Source organism: Bordetella pertussis 18323 (assembly GCF_000306945.1).
Taxonomy (GTDB): Bacteria; Pseudomonadota; Gammaproteobacteria; order Burkholderiales; family Burkholderiaceae_B; genus Bordetella; species Bordetella pertussis.
This window is the reverse complement of sequence record NC_018518.1, coordinates 2,112,487-2,124,994: the sequence shown is the minus strand read 5'-3', so window position 1 is coordinate 2,124,994 and position 12,508 is coordinate 2,112,487. Positions and strand designations below refer to the sequence as shown.

The 12,508-nt window shown below is 68.6% G+C and carries 17 protein-coding genes; 9 read left to right on the top strand and 8 right to left on the bottom strand.

Annotated features, from left to right (window positions below):
- Positions 1 to 236: 236 nt before the first annotated feature.
- Positions 237 to 389 carry a hypothetical protein gene (locus BN118_RS20405; protein WP_162291320.1) on the bottom strand — a complete coding sequence of 51 codons (153 nt, stop codon included), beginning with the start codon at positions 387 to 389 and terminating at the stop codon, positions 237 to 239.
- Positions 390 to 406: 17 nt separating this feature from the next.
- Here BN118_RS20405 and BN118_RS09975 point away from each other — a divergent pair, with 17 nt between their 5' ends.
- Positions 407 to 1,357, top strand: coding sequence for an IS481-like element IS481 family transposase (locus BN118_RS09975; RefSeq protein ID WP_005012067.1), 951 nt, complete (start codon positions 407 to 409; stop codon positions 1,355 to 1,357).
- Between the two features lie 216 nt (positions 1,358 to 1,573).
- On the opposite strand, the gene BN118_RS09970 is transcribed toward BN118_RS09975, so the two are convergent.
- From BN118_RS09970 to BN118_RS09945, 6 genes are all read right to left on the bottom strand, one after another.
- Positions 1,574 to 1,978 carry a GFA family protein gene (locus BN118_RS09970; protein ID WP_003819820.1) on the bottom strand — a complete coding sequence of 135 codons (405 nt, stop codon included), beginning with the start codon at positions 1,976 to 1,978 and terminating at the stop codon, positions 1,574 to 1,576.
- Positions 1,979 to 2,051: 73 nt separating this feature from the next.
- On the bottom strand, positions 2,052 to 3,242 hold the full coding sequence (locus tag BN118_RS09965; protein WP_010930398.1) for an NAD-dependent formate dehydrogenase: 1,191 nt from the start codon (positions 3,240 to 3,242) through the stop codon (positions 2,052 to 2,054).
- A 33-nt stretch (positions 3,243 to 3,275) separates the two neighbouring features.
- The gene (locus BN118_RS09960; protein WP_010930399.1) at positions 3,276 to 3,602 is read right to left on the bottom strand and encodes an FmdB family zinc ribbon protein; all 327 of its coding nucleotides are present in this window, start codon (positions 3,600 to 3,602) and stop codon (positions 3,276 to 3,278) included.
- Positions 3,603 to 3,624: 22 nt separating this feature from the next.
- Entirely contained in the window at positions 3,625 to 4,140 is a 516-nt protein-coding gene (locus BN118_RS09955) for an AmiS/UreI family transporter (RefSeq protein WP_003809503.1), read from the bottom strand.
- A gap of 58 nt (positions 4,141 to 4,198) precedes the next feature.
- On the bottom strand, positions 4,199 to 5,425 hold the full coding sequence (fmdA, locus tag BN118_RS09950) for a formamidase (protein WP_014905782.1): 1,227 nt from the start codon (positions 5,423 to 5,425) through the stop codon (positions 4,199 to 4,201).
- Positions 5,426 to 5,602: 177 nt separating this feature from the next.
- Positions 5,603 to 6,733 (bottom strand): helix-turn-helix transcriptional regulator, encoded by a 1,131-nt coding sequence (locus BN118_RS09945; protein ID WP_010930401.1) that lies wholly within the window; start codon positions 6,731 to 6,733, stop codon positions 5,603 to 5,605.
- A gap of 234 nt (positions 6,734 to 6,967) precedes the next feature.
- Between BN118_RS09945 and BN118_RS09940 the strand changes: the two genes are divergently transcribed.
- Positions 6,968 to 7,549 carry an MOSC domain-containing protein gene (locus tag BN118_RS09940; protein WP_019247931.1) on the top strand — a complete coding sequence of 194 codons (582 nt, stop codon included), beginning with the start codon at positions 6,968 to 6,970 and terminating at the stop codon, positions 7,547 to 7,549.
- 136 nt (positions 7,550 to 7,685) lie between these two features.
- Positions 7,686 to 8,750 (top strand): class II fructose-bisphosphate aldolase, encoded by a 1,065-nt coding sequence (fba, locus tag BN118_RS09935; protein ID WP_003809510.1) that lies wholly within the window; start codon positions 7,686 to 7,688, stop codon positions 8,748 to 8,750.
- Positions 8,751 to 8,834: 84 nt separating this feature from the next.
- Here fba and BN118_RS09930 read toward each other — a convergent pair whose 3' ends face one another.
- A complete protein-coding gene (locus BN118_RS09930) occupies positions 8,835 to 9,281 on the bottom strand; it encodes a GFA family protein (protein ID WP_003819827.1) in 447 nt (148 codons plus the stop codon).
- Between the two features lie 225 nt (positions 9,282 to 9,506).
- Here BN118_RS09930 and BN118_RS09925 point away from each other — a divergent pair, with 225 nt between their 5' ends.
- The 6 genes from BN118_RS09925 to purE all read left to right on the top strand — a co-directional run bounded on the left by BN118_RS09925 (position 9,507) and on the right by purE (position 12,506).
- Positions 9,507 to 10,388 carry a phosphoribosylaminoimidazolesuccinocarboxamide synthase gene (locus BN118_RS09925; protein ID WP_003809513.1) on the top strand — a complete coding sequence of 294 codons (882 nt, stop codon included), beginning with the start codon at positions 9,507 to 9,509 and terminating at the stop codon, positions 10,386 to 10,388.
- Positions 10,389 to 10,442: 54 nt separating this feature from the next.
- Complete coding sequence (locus tag BN118_RS09920; protein ID WP_047122780.1) at positions 10,443 to 10,694, top strand: type II toxin-antitoxin system MqsR family toxin; 252 nt, start codon at positions 10,443 to 10,445, stop codon at positions 10,692 to 10,694.
- A gap of 2 nt (positions 10,695 to 10,696) precedes the next feature.
- Positions 10,697 to 11,098: a type II toxin-antitoxin system MqsA family antitoxin gene (locus tag BN118_RS09915; RefSeq protein ID WP_003809516.1), complete on the top strand. Its 402-nt coding sequence runs from the start codon at positions 10,697 to 10,699 to the stop codon at positions 11,096 to 11,098.
- 19 nt (positions 11,099 to 11,117) lie between these two features.
- A complete protein-coding gene (locus BN118_RS19510) occupies positions 11,118 to 11,354 on the top strand; it encodes a DUF5993 family protein (RefSeq protein ID WP_010930404.1) in 237 nt (78 codons plus the stop codon).
- Between the two features lie 7 nt (positions 11,355 to 11,361).
- Entirely contained in the window at positions 11,362 to 11,841 is a 480-nt protein-coding gene (locus BN118_RS09910; protein WP_010930405.1) for a disulfide bond formation protein B, read from the top strand.
- Between the two features lie 149 nt (positions 11,842 to 11,990).
- Complete coding sequence (purE, locus tag BN118_RS09905) at positions 11,991 to 12,506, top strand: 5-(carboxyamino)imidazole ribonucleotide mutase (RefSeq protein ID WP_019247930.1); 516 nt, start codon at positions 11,991 to 11,993, stop codon at positions 12,504 to 12,506.
- Positions 12,507 to 12,508 lie beyond the last annotated feature (2 nt).

The following is a 12,508-nucleotide window of genomic DNA, read 5'->3' as shown; positions in this document are numbered from 1 at the left end:
GTGGTTGGCGGCGAGCGTGGCGGGCGTGGCGGCAGGCTGGGCGTGCCTCGCCCTGTTGCGCGGGTGGTGCGGCGCGGGTTGGGCGGCGACGTGCGGGCCCGGGCCCGCCTCCGGTCCGCCGGCGTGGCGCCTGCCGCGCGCCTGGCGCTGTTGCAGGCCCTGGCTGGGGCCGTTGCTGCCATGGTGCGACCGTCTGCTGTCATGGCGCATGCGCGCCGTCATCGAGCGGGCCATCGTCAGGGCGGGCTGCGATGGCCTGGTGCGCCCGTGCGAGGTGGCGGCCTTGAGCCTGTGGATGGCCTGGCTAGCTGTGAAGATTCAATAGGTTGTATGCATGGTTCATCCGAACCGGATTTGAGAAACTGGAAATCGCCACCCCCCCAGTTCACTCAAGGAGCCCGGCCGGATGAACACCCATAAGCATGCCCGATTGACCTTCCTACGTCGACTCGAAATGGTCCAGCAATTGATCGCCCATCAAGTTTGTGTGCCTGAAGCGGCCCGCGCCTATGGGGTCACCGCGCCGACTGTGCGCAAATGGCTGGGCCGCTTCCTGGCTCAGGGCCAGGCGGGCTTGGCCGATGCGTCCTCGCGCCCGACGGTCTCGCCCCGAGCGATTGCGCCGGCCAAGGCGCTGGCTATCGTGGAGCTGCGCCGCAAGCGGCTGACCCAAGCGCGCATCGCCCAGGCGCTGGGCGTGTCAGCCAGCACCGTCAGCCGCGTCCTGGCCCGCGCCGGTCTGTCGCACCTGGCCGACCTGGAGCCGGCCGAGCCGGTGGTGCGCTACGAGCATCAGGCCCCCGGCGATCTGCTGCACATCGACATCAAGAAGCTGGGACGTATCCAGCGCCCTGGCCACCGGGTCACGGGCAACCGACGCGATACCGTTGAGGGGGCCGGCTGGGACTTCGTCTTCGTGGCCATCGATGACCACGCCCGCGTGGCCTTCACCGACATCCACCCCGACGAGCGCTTCCCCAGCGCCGTCCAGTTCCTCAAGGACGCAGTGGCCTACTACCAGCGCCTGGGCGTGACCATCCAGCGCTTGCTCACCGACAATGGCTCGGCCTTTCGCAGCCGCGCCTTCGCCGCGCTGTGCCATGAGCTGGGCATCAAGCACCGCTTTACCCGACCTTACCGCCCACAGACCAATGGCAAGGCCGAACGCTTCATCCAGTCGGCCTTGCGTGAGTGGGCTTACGCTCACACCTACCAGAACTCCCAACACCGAGCCGATGCCATGAAATCCTGGCTACACCACTACAACTGGCATCGACCCCACCAAGGCATCGGGCGCGCTGTACCCATCTCCAGACTCAACCTGGACGAATACAACCTATTGACAGTTCACAGCTAGGGCTGTGTGCGCTCGGGGGCGCGGCTTGGTCGCAGCGATACGGGTGTCGCCGGAAGAAGCGGACGGGCGACGCCCCTGTCGGGAGGACAGGTTGGGCACCCAGGAAAGCCGGCGAAAACGATCTGCGCCAAGGCAAATCCGACGGCTTTTGCGGAAAAATCAATCACTTATTGTAGCGCGGTTGTCAAATAATGACCAGCCCCCGCGCAGCGTTATTCAGTGCCCGGGGCGGCCCTCGGGATGCCGCGGGAGGTCATCCGTGATGTCGTGCCACGGCGCCTTGTGGGCGACGTAGACGTGGCAGGCCGCCTTGACGCCGGGGTCGTCGTCCAGCGCGCCCAGGGGCAGCGCGTAGACATCGGGCGTCTGGTCGAAGCGGCTGAGCAGCGGGGTGCCGCAGGCGCTGCAGAAACCGCGGTAATTGCCCGGCGAGGAGCTGTACCAGGTGATGTCGCTTTCGCCACGGACAAAGGCGAAATGCTCGGCCCGCACCGTGGCGCGCGTGCGGAACGCGGCGCCATGGGCCTTGCGGCACATGGCGCAATGGCAATTGACCACATCGGCCAGCGGGCCGTCGACGGTGTAGGCCACCCGGCCGCACAGGCAGGAACCGTTGAGCATGATCGCAGTCTCGGAAAGACGGATATTCCCAATATACCCGTTGCCCGGCGGTCCGGCGCGGTCTCCGATGGGGTTATGGATGGAACCGGGCGGCGTTCTCGGAGCCGGCGGTGGTGTCGCCCGGCGTGTAAGCATGCGCGCCCGCGCCGGCCAGCCGGCCCTGGTCGACGATCAGGTATTCGGTGCGGATCGCCCGGCCGTCCAGCCAGCATTCGAGGATTTCGCGGGTGCCGGCGGCGTAGCGGGCCTGCGCCGGCAGCGAGCTGCCCGAGATGTGCGGGGTCATGCCATGGTGCGGCATGCTGCGCCAGGGATGGTCGCGCGGGGCCGGTTGCGGGAACCACACGTCGCCCGCGTAGCCGGCCAACTGGCCGCTGGCCAGGGCCTGGACCACCGCGTCGCGATCGCAGATCTTGCCGCGCGCGGTGTTGATGAGATAGGCGCCGCGCTTCATGCGCGCCAGCATGGCGGCGTCGAACAGGTGCTCGGTGCCCGGGTGCAGCGGGCAATGCAGGGAGATCACGTCGCACGCGCCGGCCAGCGCGGCCGCGTCGGGATGGTACCGGGCGCCCAGTTCCTGTTCGGTGGCGGCCGGCAGCCGGTGCTGGTCGGTGTAGTGCAGCCCCACGTCGAATGGCTTGAGCCGCCGCAGCACTGCGCTGCCGATGCGGCCCGCGCCTACCTGCATGCCTTCCAGGTCATACGAGCGCGCCACGCAATCGGCGATGTTCCAGCCGCCGTCGAGCACGCATTGGTACGAGGGCAGGTAATTGCGCACCAGCGCCAGGACCATCATCACCACATGCTCGGAGACGCTGATGCTGTTGCTGTAGGTCACCTCGGCGACGGTCAGGCCATGTTGCGCGGCGGCCTGCAGGTCGACGTGGTCCGAGCCGATGCCGGCCGTGATGGCCAGCTTCAGGCGCGGGGCCTTGGCGATGCGCGCCGCGGTCAGGTAGGCCGGCCAGAACGGCTGCGAGATCACCACGTCGGCGTCGGGCAGTTCGCGCTCGAACACGCTGCCCGGGCCGTCCTTGTCCGCAGTCACCACCAGGGTGTGGCCGCGCGCCTGCAGGAAGGGGCGCAGGCCCAGTTCGCCCGACACGCAGCCCAGCAGATGGCCCGGCGTGAAGTCGAGCGCCAACGGCGTGGGCAGCGTGGCGCCGCCGGGGTAGCGCGCGATTGCCGGCAGGCTGTCGCGCGCATAGGTGGCCGGCATGCCGCCGACCGGGTCGTCGTACAGGACGCAAAGTATCTTGGCCATGTTTGCTGCTCCAGGCCGCGGCGCGGGCGGCGTTCAGTGATGGCCGACCATGGACCGGTGCGGCGAGACCACCCACGGACCCGGGTCCAGCCCGGCCGGCACCGGCGCGTGGCCATGCCCGTGTCCGTGGTCGTGCCCTGGCGCCGGGCGGCTGGCCACCGTCGGCTCGTGCGCGCTTTTCTCGTTGCGCGCATGCGCCTGGCGCACGGCCGGATTCATGTCGGCCAGGAACGGCGCGGTGACCGCCTTGGGCGCGTGTTCGCCGCATTGCGGGCAGGCCAGCGGCGCGCCGGCCTCGCGCAGGGCGCGCCAGGCGCGAAACGGGCCGCACTGCGGGCATGCGTAGTCGTACAGGGGCATGGCGGATCTCCTCGATAGGGTGTCAGGCCAGCATGCCGTTGAGCAGCAGGAAGCCGGGAATCCATCCGGTCACGATGCCCTCGAGCACGGTCAGGATGCCGGTGGCGCGGGCGATGGGCCGCTTCTTGACCAGCAGCAGGAAGAACATGAACCACAGCACCGCCCAGGCCACCCAGTTCAGGCCCAGCCAGTATCCCCACAGCGTGGTGGCGCCGGCCAGCGTCTGCAGCGCTACCGGCACGGCGGTGAGCGCCACGAACAGGCTGTACCAGCCCAGTCCGCGGCCGTCCGCGCCGTTGTAGCGGTTCAGCGCCACCCAGATATACGTGAAGGTGAACAGCAGCGTCAGCGCGGCGGCGCGCACCGACAGCGGCGTGGCGTCCTCGCCGAAGGCCAGGCGCAGCGACACCAGCAAGGTCAGGGCGCCCGAGAAAATGTTGATGATCCAGATCTCCTTGTCGCCGATCTTCTCGAGCAGCCACAGGCCGTTGAGGAACAGCACCGCGCCGACATACAGTAGTGTCAATCCGAGCAACATGAAGGGCTCCTTCGCGCGCGCCGCGGCAAGGCCGCGCGCGCGCCGTGCGTCGTGCGCCTCAGCTGGTGACGGCGACCTTGGCCTTGCCCACCTTGGCCGACGGGCCTGCCGCGTTGGGCCGGATGTCGAAATCGAAGATCTCGGTCGGGATGGCCAGCGTGCAGCATGCGTTGGGGATGTCGACGATGCCGCTGATGCGGCCTTCGACCGGGGCCGTGCCCAGGATGATGTAGGCCTGCTCGCTGGTGTAGCCGAATTTCTTCAGGTATTCGATGGCGTTCAGGCAGGCGCGCCGGTACGCTACGTGGGCGTCCAGGTAGTACTGCTCGCCGGTATGCTCGTCGACCGAGATGCCCTCGAACACGAGGTATTCGGCGAAGTGCGGCTCGATCGGGCTGGGCTTGAATATCGGGTTGACGATGCCGTACTTGTTGATGCCGTCCTTGATCAGGTCGACCCGTATATCGAGAAAGCCCGCCATTTCGATGGCGCCGCAGAACGTGATCTCGCCGTCGCCCTGCGACCAGTGGATGTCGCCCATCGACAGGCCGCCGCCCTTGACGTACACCGGGAAGTACACGCGCGAGCCGCGCGACAGGTTCTTGATGTCGCAGTTGCCGCCGTGTTCGCGCGGCGGCACCGTGCGCCACGCCTCGGCGCCGGCCTTGCGGGCGGCCTCGCCGCTCATCTGGCCCATCAGCGCGGTGTCGGCGTAGGGCGGCGCCAGCAGCGGCGGCACGCGGTTCGGGTCGGTCGCCAGCAGCGCCGCTTCGCGCTTGTTGGCGCGCTCCAGCAGCGCCCGGTCGGGCAGGCAGCCGATCAGCCCCGGATGGATGATGCCCGGCCAGCGCACGTTGGGCACGTGGCGCGAGGTGGTGTAGATGCCATGGAAGTCCCAGCACGCCTTGCGCGCGTCGGGGAAGTGTTCGCACAGGAAGCCGCCGCCGTTCTCGCGCGCGAAAATGCCGGTAAAGCCCCAGGCCGACTCCGGCAGCGCGCCGACATCCAGCAGGTCGACCACCAGCAGGTCGCCCGGCTCGGCGCCCTTGACCCCGAACGGCCCGCTCAGGTAGTGCACGCGCGTGAGGTCGACGTCGCGCACGTCGTTGGCGCTGTCGTCGTTGCTGATCTGCCCGCCGGTCCAGTCGTAGCATTCGACGCGGAACTCGTCGCCCGGATTGAACCATTCGACCATGGGAATATCCGGGTGCCAGCGGTTGTGGGTCTTGGTCGCCTGGTCTTCCGGCGCCTTGTTGAATTCGACATGAAATGCGGTTTGTGCCATGGCCTTGTCTCCTGGTGGTCGCCCGCGGACGGGCGCGGCCGGCGCGTGCATCGTGGCCGGTTTCCTGCCATGTTAGGGACGCGCCGGGCAGGGCACAGCCTTTGCGCGAGGGAATTACAGATCGCCTGAGCGAGGCAGCGGCGCTCCCCTGCCTGGGTGAGGCGCGCGTCCCCGGTTTCAGTAGTCGGCACGCTCGCGCAGGCTCATCAGCTCGGCCTGGCGGTGGGTGTTGGTCTTGCGGAAGATCTGCTTGAGATGGCTGCGCACGGTGTGCTCGGAGATGTGCAGCGAGCGCGCCACCCGCGCCGGGGTCATGCCTTGCAGGATCAGGGCGCTGACCTTTTCCTCGGCCGGACTGAGCGCGAAATGATCGGCGAACCGGCGCATGGCCTGGCGCGCGTCCTGGCCTGGATCGCTGATCAGCAGGCCGACCAGGGCGCCGGCCTGGCCGCCCTGGGCATTGGTGTCCGGGCCGAGCGCGCACAGGGTCAGCTGGATGGGGGCGGCGCCATCGGCCTCGTCCAGCGCCAGGCTGGCGCGGCCGGGCTTGCCGGCCTGCGCGGCCTCGGCCATACGGCGGATGCGGTCGCGCAGCGGCTTTTGCAGCGCGGCATCGCGCGTGGCCAGCCGGCCATCGACCAGCCGCAGTTGCGCCGGCAGGGCGTCCGCCGCGATTTCGCCGTGCAGCACGGCGCCATCGCGATCCAGCACCAGCACCGGCGGCAGGTAGGCCTGCACGATGCGCGCGAGCAGGCCGGCCAGCCGGACCTGCGCGGCGCAGCGCGTGCGCACCTCGAATACCGTCATCAGGTGCGGCATCAGCGTGCGCAGGCGCGCGCGGTCGGCGCTGTCGAACGGCATCTGCTCCTTGCGGCGATGCAGGACCAGATACCAGACATGGTTGCGCTGGCGCGCCAGCACCCCGCACAGGCGATGGAACAGGCCGTGCGGCCGCAGGATCTCGCGGTAGAAATCCGTCTGCAGGAAGTCCTCGGGCGCGATCAGTTCCGGGCTGTCCAGGATGCGCCCGGGCAGGTAGGGCGCCTTGGACAGGAACCAGGGGTTGAGCGGGCGGCCCTGGTCGTAGATGGCCTGCAGCGGGCCATCGGCCGGCGCCTGGTAGAGAATGCGGCCGGCGCCGGCATCGAAATCGTAGTGGGCCAGGGCGGCGGCGCGCGTGGCGAAGCGGCGGCACAGCGCCGCCAGCACTTGCTGCCATTGCGTGTCATCGTTCAAGGTGCCGTAGAGCACGTGCAGCAGCCGGTCTTCGGTTTGCGCGGCGGCCGCGGCGGCTGGTTTGGCGTCCATCGCTGTCCTCGGCGGCAAGGTCGGGGGCATGGTTGCCTGGGCGCCTCGCCGGGCGGCGGGCGCGACGCGAATTAGTCGCAATATTGTGAGCGTGGGCGATCCCGCTGTCCCATTCATTTTCTCTATGCGGCGCCGCACAGCGGGGGGATGGTATCCGGCCCGGTCGGCCGCGCAAACGGCTACCATGTGGGGGCGGCGCGCCGGCCGTTGCGTTCATCCGTACGAGGGGGCCCCATGACAGCCATCGTGACCGCCGTGTGCAGCAGCCCCGGCCATACGTTCAGCAAGCCCGTGCGCGAGGCCATCACGCTGGTGGCCGGCCTGGGCGTGGCGGGCGACGCGCACCAGGGCGCGACGGTGCGGCACCGTTCCCGCGTGCGCGCCGATCCCGGCCAGCCCAATCTGCGGCAGGTGCACCTGATCCATGGCGAGCTGCACGACGCGCTGCAGCAGGCCGGTTTCAACGTGGCCGAGGGCACCCTGGGCGAGAACATCACCACGCGCGGCATCGACCTGCTGGACCTGCCGCGCGACAGCCTGTTGTACCTGGGCGGCCAGGCCATCGTGCGCATCACCGGCCTGCGCAATCCGTGCGCACAATTGGACCGCTACCAGCGCGGCCTGATGGCCGCCGTGCTGGAGCGCGACGCCGCCGGCGGGCTGGTGCGCAAGGCCGGCATCATGGCGGTGGTGGAGGCCGGCGGCGACGTGCGCGCCGGCGACCCGATCGAAGTCGTCCTGCCGCCGCCGCCGCATCATCGGCTCGATTGCGTCTATGGTCCGCGGAACAGGGACCGGCGCGCCGTCCCGCGCTGATTGCGAAGGGATGTAACGGTCTTCCGGGGGAAGCCGGCGCAGGCGTTGCAAGACCTTTCTTTCAATCCCCCGTAAAATCATGTGGTTCAGCAGGCTTTAACCAATCCATCAATAAAGTACCTCAGGAGGTCTCCCCATGGCCCTAGTTTCCATGCGCCAATTGCTCGACCACGCCGCCGAGCACGGCTACGGCATTCCCGCTTTCAACGTCAACAACCTGGAGCAGGTCCAGGCCATCATGGAAGCCGCCGCCGAGACCGACAGCCCGGTGATCATGCAGGCCTCGGCCGGCGCCCGCAAATATGCCGGCGAAGGCTTCCTGAAATACCTCATCCAGGCCGCCGTCGAGTCGTACCCCCACATCCCGGTCGTCATGCACCAGGACCACGGCCAGTCGCCCGCGGTTTGTCAGGGCGCCATCGACCTGGGCTTTTCCAGCGTGATGATGGACGGCTCGCTGAAAGAAGACGGCAAGACCATCGCCGACTACGACTACAACGTCGACGTCACCAAGAAAGTGGTGGACATGGCCCACAAGCTGGGCGTGACGGTCGAAGGCGAACTGGGTTGCCTGGGCTCGCTGGAAACCATGCAGGGCGACAAGGAAGACGGCCACGGCGCCGACGGCAAGCTGACCATGGAACAGCTGCTGACCGACCCCGAGCAGGCCGCCGATTTCGTGCGCCGCACCCAGCTCGACGCGCTGGCCATCGCCATCGGCACCAGCCACGGCGCCTACAAGTTCACCCGCAAGCCCACCGGCGACATCCTGTCGATCGCGCGCATCAAGGAAATCCACGCCCGCCTGCCCAACACCCACCTGGTGATGCACGGCAGCTCCAGCGTGCCGCAGGACCTGCTGGCCGAGATCCGCGAATTCGGCGGCGACATGAAGGAAACCTACGGCGTGCCGGTCGAGGAAATCCAGGAAGCCATCAAGTTCGGCGTGCGCAAGATCAACATCGATACCGACATCCGCCTGGCCATGACCGGCGCGATCCGCCGCTTCTTCGCCGAGAACCCGAGCAAGTTCGACCCGCGCGAATACCTCAAGCCGGCCCGCGCCGCCGCCAAGGCGATCTGCGTGCAGCGCTACACCCAGTTCGGCACCGCCGGCAACGCCAGCAAGATCAAGCCGCTGCCGCTGGCCGACATGGCGCAGCAATACGCCGCCGGCAAGCTGGCCCAGGTGGTGCAGTAAGGCGGCGACCGGCGCGGCGCCCGGCGCCGCCCGCCCGCATGGAAAACCGGACGCGCGAGCGTCCGGTTTTTTCATGTCCTCGCGCTATGACGGCGCATTGCCCGCGAAGTGCGGGTGGGCAGTGTCGATGGCGTGCCAGGGCGGCGCCGAGGCGGTCCAGACCGTGAGCTGGTTGGCAAAGCGCTCCGGTTCGTCCAGCGCGCCGGCCCGCACCACGGTGTAGCCGGCGTCTTCGGTATGGCCGAACAGCGGCGTGCCGCAGTCGGCGCAGAAGCTGCGCATGACCCGGCGTCCCGCCGCGCTGCGGTAATGGTACTCGCGCGGGGCGCCCCGTTCGAGGCGCAGCGCGCCGGCCGGCAGCAGCAGGGCATGCGCCGGCGCGCCGCCGCTCAGGTACTGGCATTCGCGGCAATGACAGGTGGCGGCGGCCAGCAGCGGGCCGGTGGCGCGGAAACGCACCGCCTGGCACAGGCAGCCGCCGGTATAGGTATGGATGTCGGCCGGCGTGCCGGCGGCGGGGGCAGGGCTCATGGGATCGGACTCTCCGTTTGGCAGGGATGCCCCGAGGCTACCTGTCCCGGCCGCTTGCGTCGAGGGCGGCCGGACAGGGCGGGGCCATTTGCAGTAACCTAACGCCTGCGCGTGCCGCGCCCGCGGCCCTGGCTGCCTCGCGAGCCGCCGCGGCACGCCCGTCATCGACGCTTCCTGCCCAGCCTCGCGCGGGCGGGAAGTTTTATTTTTGCCATAGGCCATCCCGTGACTTCCGCTTTGCATGAATCCAGCATCAAGTCCCTGCCGCTCCTGGGGCGCGGCAAGGTGCGCGATATGTACGCCGTGGGCGACGACAAGCTGCTGATCGTGGCGTCCGACCGCATCTCGGCGTTCGACGTCATCCTCGATGATCCCATCCCCGGCAAGGGCCAGGTGCTCACCGAGCTGACCGACTTCTGGCTGCGCAAGCTGGCCCATATCCTGCCCAACCACTCCACCGGGATCCAGCCCGAGGACGTGGTGGCGCCCGACGAGGTCGACCAGGTGCGCGGCCGCGCCGTGGTGGTCAAGCGCCTCAAGCCCATCCTGGTCGAGGCGGTGGCGCGCGGCTACCTGATCGGATCGGGCTGGAAGGACTACCAGGCCAGCGGCTCGGTGTGCGGCATCGCGCTGCCCGCCGGCCTGCAGCAGGCCAGCCAGTTGCCCGAGCCGATTTTCACGCCGGCGGCCAAGGCCGAGTTCGGGATGCACGACGAGAACGTCGACTTCGCCCATGTGGTCAAGGAAGTCGGCCAGGAAATGGCCGAGCGCATCCGCGACGTGACGCTGCGCCTGTACGGCGAGGCGGCGCGCTTTGCCGCCACCAAGGGCATCATCATTGCCGACACCAAGTTCGAATTCGGGCTGGACGACAACGGTACGCTGCACCTGATGGACGAAGTGCTCACGCCCGACTCGTCGCGCTTCTGGCCGGCCGACGGCTACCGGGTGGGCATCAGCCCGCCTTCGTTCGACAAGCAGTTCGTGCGCGACTGGCTGGAAACCCAGCCCTGGGACAAGACCCCGCCCGCGCCGCGCCTGCCGCGCGACGTGCTGGAAAAGACCGCCGCCAAGTACCGCGAAGCGCTCGACCGCCTGCTCGCCTGAGCCCTGCCGGCGCCGTCCAGGCCCGCCGCCCTTCGGGGCGCGCGGGCTTTTTTCATTGGAGGCGCGGCGACAAAAAAGCCGGGACAAAAGCGTCGCGCCGGGGCGGCGGCGCTGGGGCTGGATTTCAGCGCCATGGTCGAAATCGTGCTTGCATTGACACCGCGGGATTTCCACAAAAGCATGACTACCCATGCCGACCATCGCATTTGGCAGGACGTCTATTGCCCGGTGACAGCGATGGGCGCCGTCTACCTGAAGCTGACGGTCCTCGACGGCGTGCCGATCGTGTCGTTCAAGGAGTTGTGACCATGAAGTGTCCCGTATGCGGAGCGGCCGCGCTGGCGCGTGATACTCGCGATGTGCCCTATAGCTACAAGGGCGAGACCATCACGATTGCGGCGGTGACGGGCGACTGGTGTCCGGCATGCGGCGAGAACGTGCTCGATGGCGCTGAATCGGCGCGGGTGAGCGAGGCCATGCTGGCTTTCAACCGCCTGGTCAACGCCCGCCGCGTCGACCCCGGGTTCATCGTGCGGGTGCGCAGGAAGCTGGGGCTGGACCAGCGCGAAGCCGCGGCGCTGTTCGGCGGCGGCACCAATGCGTTCTCGCGTTACGAGAACGGCAAGACGCGCCCGCCGCTGGCGCTGGTGAAGCTGCTCAGGCTGCTGGATCGCCATCCGGAGCTGCTGGAGGAAGTCCGTGCGGATTGAGCCTTGCTACGGATTTATCGTGAATTATTTCGTATTGTTACGTTATACTCGCCCTTCATCCCATAAAGGCAAACGCAAGGGGAGCGATGAAATGCTCATGATGTTGCCATTTCTGAGCGGAGCACTGGCCGTCTGGTTCGGCATCCTGGGCAAGCGGCGGCCCTGTTTCGCACTTTGGCTGGTGACGCTGGCGGTGTTCGCCGTGGGCGCGCATCGCTACATGACCGGCCCCGTGCCCTTGCCGCTGGCGCTCTGAGTCCGCCATGATCTTCCTGCGCAATCCCGGCCGCGGCTCCCGCATCGTCAATACCCTGGTCCTGCTGGCGGTCAGCCTGCTGCTGCTGTCGGCGCTGGCCTGGCAGTGGCTCGACGCCGAGGCGCCTTGTCCGCTGTGCCTGCTGCAGCGCGCGGCGCTGGTGCTGATCGGCGTCGGCCTGCTGCTGAACGTGCGCATGGGGCCGTCGCCGCTGCATTACGCCATGGTGCTGGCGCCCGCGCTGGGCGGGCTGACTGCGGCGGGCTGGCAATTGCTGTCGCCGGACGCCGGCGCGGCGGCGCCGCCCTGGCAGGGCTGGGCCTTCCTGCTGTTCGGCGCCATGCTGGTGTATTGCACCCTGATGCTGGCGGCCGACCGCAAATGGGGCGACAACGCCCTGAAAAAACCGGTGGCGCTGCCCGGCGCGCTGGTGATGGGCCTGTTCCTGGTGGCGGTGCTGGCCAATGCCGCCGGCACCGCCCTGTAGCGCGCGATCACGGTCCCGCGCGGCTGCGTGCGGCGCCGCCCGTGGGCGCGGGGATGGCCATGCCGGCAGGCGCCTGCCGCGGCACGGTAAAATAGCCGATTCGCGGCCGCCTGGCGGGCCGTCTTTCCATCCCTATCTACATACCGGTTATGACGAGCAACTCTAGCGCATCGGGCGCGCCCCTGGTGGGCGTGATCATGGGATCTTCCAGCGACTGGGAGGTCATGAAACACGCCGTGGCCATGCTGCAGGATTTCGGCGTGGCGCACGAGGCGCGCGTGATTTCGGCGCACCGCATGCCGCAGGACATGGCCGAGTATGGCGCGGCGGCGCGCGCGCGCGGCTTGCGCGCCATCATTGCCGGCGCCGGCGGCGCGGCCCACCTGCCTGGCATGATGGCCGCGCTGACCGAGGTGCCGGTATTCGGCGTGCCGGTTCCGTCCAGGTACCTGCGCGGCGAGGACTCGCTGCTTTCCATCGTGCAGATGCCCAAGGGCGTGCCGGTGGCCACCTTTGCCATCGGCGAGGCCGGCGCGGCCAACGCGGCGCTGCATGCCATCGCCACGCTGGCCACCACCGACGACGCCCTGCACGCCCGGCTGGTCGCGTTCCGCGCGCGGCAGACCGATGCGGCGCGCGCCATGAAAGTGCCTCCCGAAGCCTGACC

Bases quoted from the DNA above. Each gene is read 5' to 3' on its own strand.
- BN118_RS09975 (WP_005012067.1), top strand. From the start codon at position 407: ATGAACACCCATAAGCATGCCCGATTGACCTTCCTACGTCGACTCGAA.
- BN118_RS09970 (WP_003819820.1), bottom strand. From the start codon at position 1,978: ATGCTCAACGGTTCCTGCCTGTGCGGCCGGGTGGCCTACACCGTCGAC.
- BN118_RS09965 (WP_010930398.1), bottom strand. From the start codon at position 3,242: ATGGCCAAGATACTTTGCGTCCTGTACGACGACCCGGTCGGCGGCATG.
- BN118_RS09960 (WP_010930399.1), bottom strand. From the start codon at position 3,602: ATGCCCCTGTACGACTACGCATGCCCGCAGTGCGGCCCGTTTCGCGCC.
- BN118_RS09955 (WP_003809503.1), bottom strand. From the start codon at position 4,140: ATGTTGCTCGGATTGACACTACTGTATGTCGGCGCGGTGCTGTTCCTC.
- fmdA (WP_014905782.1), bottom strand. From the start codon at position 5,425: ATGGCACAAACCGCATTTCATGTCGAATTCAACAAGGCGCCGGAAGAC.
- BN118_RS09945 (WP_010930401.1), bottom strand. From the start codon at position 6,733: ATGGACGCCAAACCAGCCGCCGCGGCCGCCGCGCAAACCGAAGACCGG.
- BN118_RS09940 (WP_019247931.1), top strand. From the start codon at position 6,968: ATGACAGCCATCGTGACCGCCGTGTGCAGCAGCCCCGGCCATACGTTC.
- fba (WP_003809510.1), top strand. From the start codon at position 7,686: ATGGCCCTAGTTTCCATGCGCCAATTGCTCGACCACGCCGCCGAGCAC.
- BN118_RS09930 (WP_003819827.1), bottom strand. From the start codon at position 9,281: ATGAGCCCTGCCCCCGCCGCCGGCACGCCGGCCGACATCCATACCTAT.
- BN118_RS09915 (WP_003809516.1), top strand. From the start codon at position 10,697: ATGAAGTGTCCCGTATGCGGAGCGGCCGCGCTGGCGCGTGATACTCGC.
- BN118_RS09910 (WP_010930405.1), top strand. From the start codon at position 11,362: ATGATCTTCCTGCGCAATCCCGGCCGCGGCTCCCGCATCGTCAATACC.
- purE (WP_019247930.1), top strand. From the start codon at position 11,991: ATGACGAGCAACTCTAGCGCATCGGGCGCGCCCCTGGTGGGCGTGATC.